We start from the raw sequence: 8839 nt of genomic DNA, 5'->3' as shown, positions 1-8839 counted from the left end.
GGCCCCGCCCCTCCGCCCTGCCGCTGTCGTTCGCGCAGCAGCGGCTGTGGTTCATCGATCAGTTGGAGCCGGGCAGCAGCCTCTACAACATGCCCTTCGCCCTGACGCTCCTCGGGACGCTGGACGAGGATGCACTGCAAGGCAGCCTGGATGCGCTGATGGCGCGACACGAAGCGCTGCGCACCACCTTCCGCCTGGAAGGCGGCCAGCCCGTGCAACACCTCCACGACGGGGCCCGGGTGCCCCTGGAGCGCGTGGACCTCACCGAGCTGGAGGACGCCGGAGAGCGTCAGCGGGAGGCGGAGCGACTCGCGACGGCCGAATCCCAGCGCCCGTTCGACCTGGCGCGAGGGCCGGTGATCCGCGCCCTGCTGCTGAAGCTCGCCACGGAGGAGCACGTGCTCGTGCTCCACCTGCACCACATCGTGTCCGACGGCTGGTCCCTGGGCGTGCTCGCCCGGGAGCTCACCGCCTTCTACGAAGCCCTCCGCGAGGGACGCACGCCCGTGCTCCCGGAGCTGCCCGTGCAGTACGCCGACTTCGCCCTCTGGCAGCGCGGCTGGCTCCAGGGCGAGGCGCTGGATGCCCAGCTCGCATGGTGGAGACAGCAGCTCGAAGGCGCGCCCCGCGCCCTGGAGCTGCCCACCGACAAGCCCCGGCCCGCCGTCTCCACGCAGCGTGGTGACACCGTGCCGGTGCACCTGCCACAAGAGCTGGCGGAGCAGGTGGAGGCCCTGGCCCGGCGCGAAGGTGCGACGGCCTTCATGGTGCTGCTCGCGGCCTTCCAGACCGTGCTGCACCGCTACTGCGGACAGGACGACGTGCTGGTGGGCTCCCCCATCGCGAACCGCCGCCATGCGGAGACCGAGGGGCTCATCGGCTTCTTCGTCAACACGCTGGTCCTGCGCGGAAGCTTCGGGGCCCGGACGACGTTCCGGGAACTCCTGGCCCAGGTGCGTGCGAACACGCTGGGCGCCTACGAACACCAGGACGTGCCCTTCGAGCGGCTGGTGGAGGCGCTGCAACCGACGCGCGACCTGGGCCGCATGCCGCTCTTCCAGGTGATGTTCGCGCTCCAGAACGCGCCGGTGCCGGAGCTGTCGGTGCCCGGGCTCACGTTCCGCCCGGCGCGCATCGACGGCCGCGCCACGTCCCAGTTCGACCTGAGCCTGGACCTCCACCGTCAGGAAGACGGGTTCCGGGGGACGCTCGAATACGCCACGGATCTGTTCGAGCGCTCGACCCCCACGCGGCTCGTCGCCCACCTGCGCGTGCTGCTCACGGCCGCGCTCGCCCGACCCGAAGCGCCCCTTAGGGAGCTGTCCCTCGTCACGCTGGAGGAGCGGGCGCATCTGCTCGAACTCGGGAGCGGCGGCGTCACGGACTTCGACCGCGAAGGCACCGTGCACGGACGCATCGAGCAACAGGCAACCCGCACCCCGGAGGCGGACGCCGTGGTGTTCGGGGAGACGACGCTCTCCTTCCAGGAACTCAACGCGCGCGCCAACCAGCTCGCCTGGGAGCTGCGGGCCCGGGGCGTGGGACCCGAGGTGCCCGTGGGCCTGTGCCTGGAGCGCTCGGCGGAGCTCATCGTCGCGCTGCTGGCGGTGCTCAAGGCGGGTGGCGCCTTCGTCCCGCTGGATCCGAACGCGCCCGCCACGCGCCGGTCGCTGCTCCTGCGCGACTGCGATGCCCGCGTGCTGGTGACCTCGCAAGCCCTCGCGGAGGCATGGGTTCCGGACGTCGCCCACGTCGTGCGGCTCGATGCCGAACAGGGGCGGCTGTCCACGCTGTCCCGGGAGAATCCCCCTCCGGCGGCGCTCGCTGGAAACCTGGCGTACGTCATCTACACCTCCGGCTCCACGGGCCTGCCCAAGGGCGTGATGGTGCGGCACCGCTCCGTGCTCCACCTGCACCGCGCACTGACGCGGACCCTCTACGCGGGCCTGGAGCAGGGCCAGCGCGTCACGGTCAACGCGCCGCTCTACTTCGACGCATCCATCGAACAGGTCCTCCAGCTCCTGGATGGCCACTGCCTGTACGTCGTCCCCGAGGACGTGCGCCTGGATCCGGAGCGGATGCTCGCGTGGTTGGAGGCGACGCGGGTGGACGTGCTGGACTGCACGCCCGGACAGCTCAAGTCCCTGCTGGAGGCCGGGCTGTTGGAGCGCGCGCACGTGCCGTCGGTGCTGAGCGTGGGCGGCGAGGCGATGGACGAGGTGCTCTGGAGGCAGCTCGCCCGCACGTCGCGCACCCGGGCCTTCAACGCCTATGGCCCCACCGAGTGCACCGTCGACGCCACCGTCTGGAACGTCCAGGGCACGTCCCTCGAGCAGCCCGTCATCGGGCGTCCGCTCGACAACCTGCGGGCCTACGTCCTCGACGCGCGTCAGGACCTGGTGCCCTTCGGCCTGCCGGGAGAGCTGTGCTTCGCGGGCGAGGGCCTGGCGCGGGGCTACCTGGGCCGTCCGCACCTGACGGCGGAGCGCTTCCTCCCGGATCCGTTCAATCCCGAGCCCGGTGCGCGCCTGTACCGCACGGGGGACAAGGCGCGTTGGCGCGAGGACGGCACGCTCGACTTCATGGGCCGCCTGGACTTCCAGGTGAAGCTGCGCGGCCACCGCATCGAGCTGGGCGAAATCGAAGCCACCCTGCGCACGCATCCGGGCCTCCGGGACGCGGTCGTCCTCGTCCGCGAGGACGTCCCCGGAGATGCACGGCTGGTGGCGTACGTCACGCCGGAGCAGGACACGGCCCCGCTGCGCGAACACCTGCGCAACCACCTGCCCGCGTACATGGTGCCCACGGCCTTCGTCGCCCTGCCCGTCCTGCCCCTGACGCCCAACGCCAAGGTGGACCGCAAGGCCCTTCCCCCCCCGGAGGCCGCGCACCTCGCCGCGAGCCCTTACGAAGCCCCGGCCACGCCCACCGAGGAGCGCCTCGCGGCCCTCTGGGCTGAGCTGCTGCGCGTGCCCACCGTGGGACGCCACGACAACTTCTTCGCACTCGGCGGCCACTCGCTCCTGGCCACGCAGGTGGTGGCCCGGGTGCGGGCCCGCTTCGGCGTGGAGCTGCCAGTCCGCGCCCTCTTCGAAGCGCCCACCGTGGCGGCCCTGGCGCGGCGGTTGCCGGACGCCGCGACCACCACCGCCCTGCCGCCCCTGACGCGGGCGAACAGGGAGGGCCCGCCGCCGCTGTCGTTCGCGCAGCAGCGGCTGTGGTTCATCGACCAGTTGGAGCCGGGCAGCAGCCTCTACAACCTGCCCTTCGCGCTGCGCCTGTCCGGCACGGTGGAGCCAGGCGCCCTCCAGCGGGCCTTCGACACGCTGGTGCAGCGTCATGAAGTCCTGCGCACCACGTACGAGACCCGGGACGGAGAGCCCCGCCAGCGCATCCACCCGGCCCTGACCGGGACGTTGCGCACGGAGGACCTGGGCCACCTGCCCGGGGAAGCCCGCGAAGCCGAGGCCCGCCGACGCGCGGACGAGGAGTCACTGCGGCCCTTCGACCTGGGCACCGGGCCGCTGGCGCGCTTCACGCTCCTGAAGCTGGAGGAGCGTGAGCACCTGCTCCTCATGAACCTGCACCACACCGTGTCCGACGGCTGGTCCTTCGGCGTGCTGGTGCGCGAGCTGGTCGCGCTCTACGAGGCCTTCCGCCAGGGCCAGCCCGCCCCCCTGCCCGAGCTGCCCGTGCAGTACGCGGACTACGCCGTCTGGCAGCGGGCGTGGCTGGAAGGCGGGGTGCTGGAGTCCCAATTGGACTGGTGGCGGCACCAGCTGGCCGGAGCCCCGCGCACACTGGCCCTGCCCACCGACCGGCCGCGTCCGGAGAAGCGCTCGGCCCGGGGTGCAACCCTGCCGGTGCACCTGTCTCCGGCCGTGAGCGACGCGGTGGAGGCGCTGGCGAAGCGCGAGGGCGCAACGCCCTTCATGGTGTTGCTGGCCGCGTTCCAGACGCTGCTGTCCCGGTACGCGGGGCAGGAGGACGTGCTGGTGGGAACGCCCATCGCGGGCCGGCGCCACGCGGAGACCGAGGGCCTCATCGGCTTCTTCGTGAACACGCTGGTCCTGCGCGCCCGCTTCGACGCGGGCACGTCGTTCCAGAAGGTGCTCGCCCAGGTGCGCGCCAACACGCTGGGCGCGTACGAACACCAGGACCTGCCCTTCGAACGGCTGGTGGAAGCGCTCCAGCCGGAGCGGGACCTGGGACGCACCCCGCTCTTCCAGGCCCTCTTCGCGCTGCACAACACCCCCGAGTCGGAGGTGGGCCTCCCCGGCCTGACGCTGAAGGCGCTGGAGGTGACCTCCACCACGGCGAAGTTCGATCTGGACCTCGCGCTGACGCGCCTGCCCGACGGCTTCCAGGGCGCGCTCTGCTACAGCACGGACCTCTTCGATGCCGCCACGGTGCGGCACCTGATGGAGCAATGGCACGCGCTGCTGGAGGGCGTCCTCGCCAGGCCGGACGCGCCCCTGGACCTGGCCCCCCTGCTGAGCGCCGAGGCCCTGGGCCGCAAGGTGCTCCCGGAGAAGCCCCGGAGCCTGGACGCCGGCCCCCCCGCCACCGTCATCGCGCCACGCGACGCGCTGGAGCGGGAGTTGGTGGAGCTCTGGGAGGCGCTGCTGGGCAGGCGGCCCATCGGGGTGACGCAGCCGTTCTTCGACCTGGGGGGACACTCGCTGCTCGCCGCGAAGCTGATGGCGCGCATCCGCGAGCGGCTCCACCGCGAGCTGCCCCTGGCCGCGCTGTTCCAGGCGCCCACGGTGGAGCAGCTGGCCCGGCTGCTGCGGCAGGCCCCCACGGCCTTCTCGCCGCTGGTGCCCATCCAGCCCCACGGCACGCAGCGGCCCTTCTTCTGCGTCCATCCGGTGGGAGGCAACGTGCTGGCGTACGCGGAGCTGGCGAAGCAGCTCGGTCCGGACCAGCCCTTCCATGGACTCCAGTCCCAGGGGCTCGACGGAACCCGTCCGCCGTTGGACACGGTGGAGGCGATGGCGGCGCTCTACGTGGACGCCCTCCGCGCGGTGCAGCCGCGGGGCCCCTACCGGTTGGGAGGCTGGTCCATGGGCGGCGTGGTGGCCTACGAGATGGCCCGCCAGCTCCAGGCCCGGGGAGAGGCGGTGGAGCTGCTGGCCCTCATCGACCCCAGCCCGGCGAAGGACGACCGGGTGCCGTTCGACGTGGGCGACGCGGGTCAGGTCGCGTCCCTGTTCGAACTCGACCAGGGACAGCTCGCGGCGCCGGAAGCCGAAGGCCCCCAGGGACGCACGCTCCTCCAGGTGTTCACCCACAACCTGCGCGCGCTGAAGCACTACCGCCCCGGACCGCTCACTGGCCGCGTCCTGCTGCTGCAAGCGAGCGAAGCGCCCGCACCCGAGGGCCCCGGCGATGAAGGCTGGGGCGCGCTCATCACCGGGCCGCTGGTGCGCGAGACGCTTCCGGGCAACCACTACACGCTGCTGCGCGCCCCGAACGTCCAGGCCCTCGCGAAGCGACTGGAGGCGGCGCTCCGGTCGCTCGCGCCCGAGCCCACCTGGAGCGTGTCCGCGAAATAGTCGCTCAACAATCCGGTGCGGTACAGGGATGCGCTTCCTCCCTGGACGCGGACGCGTCCACGAGTGACGCGTGAGGCGGGCCTGCCCGGAGGACGCGCGTTGGGCTTCGTGCGGGCACGACTCTGGTCTGCTGCTTGCAGTTACTCGGGAAAACCAGGAGAGCCAACATGCCCTTGCTTCCGAACCTCCCCACCAAGGCCCAGGTCATCGCGCTGACGCGCGCGATTCGCAATCGCATGGATGGCTCGATCGCTCGCGCCGACTTGTTCGGGACCATCGAGGACTTCTGGGCGGACTACCTGGAGATTCGGGGCGAGCGTTACCGCCGGCGGCAGGAGTCGCTCTGCCTCGTCGAGCACAGCGTCTATGAGTTCCTCACGGCGAACCCCCAGTTGGCGCGCTCCGGGAATGTCGGGCACGCGGTGTTCATCAACCTGCTCATGTTCCTGCAAGTCATCCAGGCGGAGCACACGGCGGTCATCCAGGAGGTGATGCCGGAGCCTCAGGTCTACGCCATGGATGCCGACGACATGGTGACCGGCCTGGCCTGGCGGGCGCTCAAGGGGGGCAACAGGGCCATCGAGGTCCTCGACACCGACCATGTCGTCGCCCAGCCGATTCGTCAGGCGCCCCGGCGTATCGAGGGCTTCCGCGTGACGGTCCTGGCGGCCTTCGCGCGCATGTTGTCCACCGCAGGGGGCCGCAGCCTCGTCACCCAACTCCTGGCGCAGGGCAAGAAGGTGAAGATCATTCCCAGGACCCAGTCCACCGTCCTGTCGGCGCAGGCCCTCCGTCAGGGGCTGCTCGAACTCAACCGAAGGTGTGGCATGCCCATCCCGGAGAACGTGTCCAGCGGCGACCTCGGCCCCGCCGTGACGGGGGTCTTCTCGGAGGCGGGGACGATTCAGGGCATGGCCCGGGCCATGGGCAGCGCGAAGGCCAACATCGACATCATCACCGGAACCGAGCTCCCGAGGCTCCCGGACTCCGGCAGCGGCTCCATCATTGCCATCGACCCGAGAATCTCGGACGCGTCATTCGTCGCGTTCGACGGCCTGAAGAATCCCCTGGCCACGCCGCTGTTCCTGACCATCGCCCACGAGCTCATCCACGCCCTGCACAACGCCCATGGAACGTCCCGCGGCCAGTTCCCCCTGTGCGACTACAGCAACCGGGAGGAGTACGAGACCATCCGCGGGACGGACCTCTCGGAGAACACCCTGCGCGCCGAGCACCGCCTGGGCGTCCGCTTCGGACACTCGGGCGAATTCGCCCAGGACCTTCTGCGCTACCTGCGTCTGCACCCGCAGGAGGTCATCGATGAGCGGCGCGCGCTGAAGTACGGCTGAGGTGAATCCGGGACGACCCGAGCACTCCGTGGCGCAGCCCGCCGCCGCGCTGGCGCGCAGGAAGGCCGGGGCCGGCGACTCCTGGAGTCTCCGAGAGCCGCCGGCCTGGCTCATCGAATCGTTGAGGGACGAGCGTGCCGTGGATGATTGCGGCTGCCGGGTCTGCTGTTGGGATGGCAATCGTCAAACGAGAACCGTGAGCTTCAATTCAAGCCTGGGAACTCATTGCAGGTTGGCGGGGCCATGGAAGTTGATTTACAGCCTCTACCCTGACATTTGTTAGAGGCTGTTATTTCCGCAGGCGCGAGGCACACAGCGCTGCCGTCGAGTACGAAGTGCGCACCTGGATGGCCTGGCACCGGCACATGACGCTGTGCTTGGTGGCGCAGGTCTATCTCGCCGCAGCGCTCCATGGCCAACCTTCCGCCCCAGGAGGATATGCCCCCAAAAGCGCCCGGCCTGCCGAGGCGAAGAAACCCCATGCGCGCGTTTCTTGCTCGGCGCGGCCTTCATTGACAGCCCTCGTCCGCTACTCCGTCCAGGAAGTGCGGGGACTCCTGGTGGCGTTGCTGCGGCGTGCGGTCGCTCCGCTCGCGCACGTCCTCGCGTGGAGTCGCTGGCGGCGCCACCACCAAGCCGTTGCCATGCGGTGTCACTACCGGGCCCGAGGGGCGCGGCTCAAACTACAGCTGTAGGACTACTCGCGGGTGATGCCCGACCGGCTCACCGTCCGCGATAGCCGGGGGCTCCGTCATGCTCGCGGTGTCCTCTCCTTCATCCGCTCCTTCCTTGCCGCTGCCTCAAGCCCCGCGCTCGCCTCCTCCGCACCTGCTTGAGGGAGCAGGGGCCTCAGCCCGGCCGCACCGAATCAGTTGGGATCGCTTGCTCAAGCGCGTGTTCGACATCGACATGCAGCAGTGCCCGAACTGCGGCGGCGAGATGAAGTTCATCGCCGCCATCCTGGAGCGGCCGGTGATCGAGGAGATCCTCACGCACCTGGGCTGGAGCCGCAGCCGCTGCCCACGGACCCGGCGCGCGAGCCGGGGCCGCACTGCGGCTGGGGCAAGCGCTGCGCGTCGTGTCGGCACGACGCTGTCGACATCAGGGGCAACCCTGATACGGAGGCCGATGGCGCGGCCTGTGAACGGTCCAGGACCTGCCGACCCAGCACAACGCAGCGGTCGAGCCGCCCAGATCGAGGTACTTCAGGCCACCTCAGGACAACTTTGGGGCCAGTCTCGTGCCGTGTGCCGCGGGTGCGCCTCGATGCGGAGGCATCACTTCCGGTTCGCGCAGAAAGCGGCGTCGAAGGTTCCCGACAAACCCGTCGTCGTTGCGTCTGACCTTCCCTGGACCTGGACATTGAAGCTTCCAACGAGGCGGTCCGTCGTAGCGGTCGTCAGGTTGATGCTTCCGCTGGTGGCCACCCCGAGGGTCTGCGTCCCTCCGTCCATGAGGCGCTGCTGGACCTGGACGAACCCAGGGCCGGTGGCGTTGCCGACCTCGAAGGTCCCTGCCGCGGGCGGGCCAATGACCGAGACCGTCACGAAGCGGGACGGTGGCAGGTCGTAGCCGGCGTCCGCGGGTGCCGTGCAGAGCCCGGAGAGGTCGCTGTCGGCCAGCAGGGCAATCGAGAAAGAGGTCCCGCCGTCGGGGCCGCGCGGCAGGAGTTCGCCGGTCCAGGTCACCGGGAAGGCCTTGTCGCCCTGCAAGGATCCCACGCTCTCTGCCTGCTCCGACTTTGATCCACAGGCAGGAAGGAAGAGCAATCCGATAATGGAAAGGAGGTTGAGGCGCATGGGGTGTCCTTGATGAGCGGGCCTGGCATGCTGGAGATCTTCGCAAGCCCCTCATCCTATGGCGCGCATCGTGGGAATTCAGCCCGGCCACGGAGACGCATAAGAGGGATGGGGGCCCTGTTGAGGGGGAGGG

General features: G+C 70.3%; 3 protein-coding genes. 2 read left to right on the top strand and 1 reads right to left on the bottom strand.

Going from position 1 to position 8839, the window contains the following annotated elements; genetic code table 11:
- Together D7Y13_RS33305 and D7Y13_RS33300 are read left to right on the top strand one after the other, a co-directional pair.
- A partial coding sequence (locus tag D7Y13_RS33305; RefSeq protein ID WP_120630894.1) for a non-ribosomal peptide synthetase occupies nt 1-5558 on the top strand: 5558 nt, incomplete at its 5' end.
- Between the two features lie 167 nt (nt 5559-5725).
- Nucleotides 5726-6907: a type III secretion system effector protein gene (locus D7Y13_RS33300; RefSeq protein WP_120535692.1), complete on the top strand. Its 1182-nt coding sequence runs from the start codon at nt 5726-5728 to the stop codon at nt 6905-6907.
- A gap of 1277 nt (nt 6908-8184) precedes the next feature.
- Here D7Y13_RS33300 and D7Y13_RS33295 read toward each other — a convergent pair.
- Nucleotides 8185-8706, bottom strand: coding sequence for a hypothetical protein (locus D7Y13_RS33295; protein ID WP_120535693.1), 522 nt, complete (start codon nt 8704-8706; stop codon nt 8185-8187).
- Nucleotides 8707-8839 lie beyond the last annotated feature (133 nt).

Source organism: Corallococcus praedator, from assembly GCF_003612125.1.
Classification (GTDB): domain Bacteria; phylum Myxococcota; class Myxococcia; order Myxococcales; family Myxococcaceae; genus Corallococcus; species Corallococcus praedator.
The sequence above is the reverse complement of the archived record's forward strand: the minus strand, read 5'-3'. Positions and strand labels throughout refer to the sequence as shown.

Excerpts from the sequence above, each read along its gene's own strand:
- D7Y13_RS33300 (WP_120535692.1), top strand. The coding sequence starts at position 5,726 with ATGCCCTTGCTTCCGAACCTCCCCACCAAGGCCCAGGTCATCGCGCTG.
- D7Y13_RS33295 (WP_120535693.1), bottom strand. The coding sequence starts at position 8,706 with ATGCGCCTCAACCTCCTTTCCATTATCGGATTGCTCTTCCTTCCTGCC.